This is a genomic window from Massilia sp. TS11, assembly GCF_022012445.1.
Lineage (GTDB): Bacteria > Pseudomonadota > Gammaproteobacteria > Burkholderiales > Burkholderiaceae_D > Telluria.
Genome location: NZ_JAKLTS010000037.1, coordinates 1 through 1143, shown reverse-complemented (window position 1 = coordinate 1143; position 1143 = coordinate 1). Strand labels below are relative to the sequence as shown.

The following is a 1143-nucleotide window of genomic DNA, read 5'->3' as shown; positions in this document are numbered from 1 at the left end:
GGGGTCTCGTATATTGCAGATGCTGATCCTCCGGCAAAATAGATGCTGGAGTTTGGCCAGGCGGAGTGACATCGGAGGGGTCTAGGGTTTGAGCCCGAGGGTCAGATTGGTGCCTCTGCCTGTATTTCATCTCAGTCCGAACGGTATCTTAGGCTTCGAGCCTGCATACGAGAATGGTCGACATGAATACTGAATCCCTCGCCGTCATCGGCATCGACGTTAGCAAACGCAAGCTGGACGTAGCCTTGCTCATTCAGGGCAAGCTGAAATCAAAGGTAGTGGAAAACTCAGGCAATGGCCTGTCGGAGCTAGAGGCTTGGCTGCGAAAGCAACAGCTCAGTCCCGCGGCGGTGCATGCCTGCCTGGAATCGACAGGTATTTATAGCGAGCCTGTGGCACTTGGCTTGTTGGAACGCGGCTTCACGGTCAGTTTGGTGAACCCGGCCCGGGTGAAGGGGTACGCCCAGAGTGAGCAGATCCGCAACAAGAACGACGCCGTCGATGCGGCCGTCATTGCGCGCTTCTGCACCCAGCTGCGACCGGAACCCTGGCAAGCACCAGCTCCTGAAGTGCGCCAACTGCGCGCTTGGGGGGAACGCCTGCAAGCTTTAAAGGACATGCGCCAGCAGGAGTGGAATCGAATGGAAGCACTGCAATTTGGCAGTCAGGAGTTGGTGCTGGCGCATACGCAGAAACATGTCGATTGGCTGGATCAACAAATCCGCGAACTCGAAGGTGAAATCGATGACCACATCGACCGCCATCCAAACCTCAAGCGTGACAGCGACCTGTTGACCTCCATTCCAGGCTTGGGCCCGCGGACGGCCGCCAAACTGCTGGGCGTCCTGGGCGACATTCGGCGTTTTCGCAGTGCCAAAGCCCTGGCGGCCTTTGTGGGCGTGACGCCCCGTCAGCGCGAGTCCGGCACCCTGCGGCGCCGCACCGTCATCAGTCGCATGGGGCGCGCCGACCTGCGAACCGCGCTCTACATGCCTTCGGTCGTCGCCTTGACGCATAACCCCGTGCTCAGGGCTTATGCGACCAAACTGAGCGCCCGTGGGATGGCCAAAATGGCCGTGATCGGCGCCATAAGCCGCAAATTAATCCATCAGATTTACGGGGTGATCTGCAACGGCAAGCCCT

At 59.1% G+C, this 1143-nt stretch carries 1 protein-coding gene; it reads left to right on the top strand.

What is annotated here, in order from left to right; genetic code table 11:
* Window positions 1–182: 182 nt before the first annotated feature.
* Window positions 183–1143: IS110 family transposase (locus tag LZ005_RS21510; RefSeq protein WP_237811094.1), on the top strand; the 961-nt coding region annotated here is incomplete at its 3' end.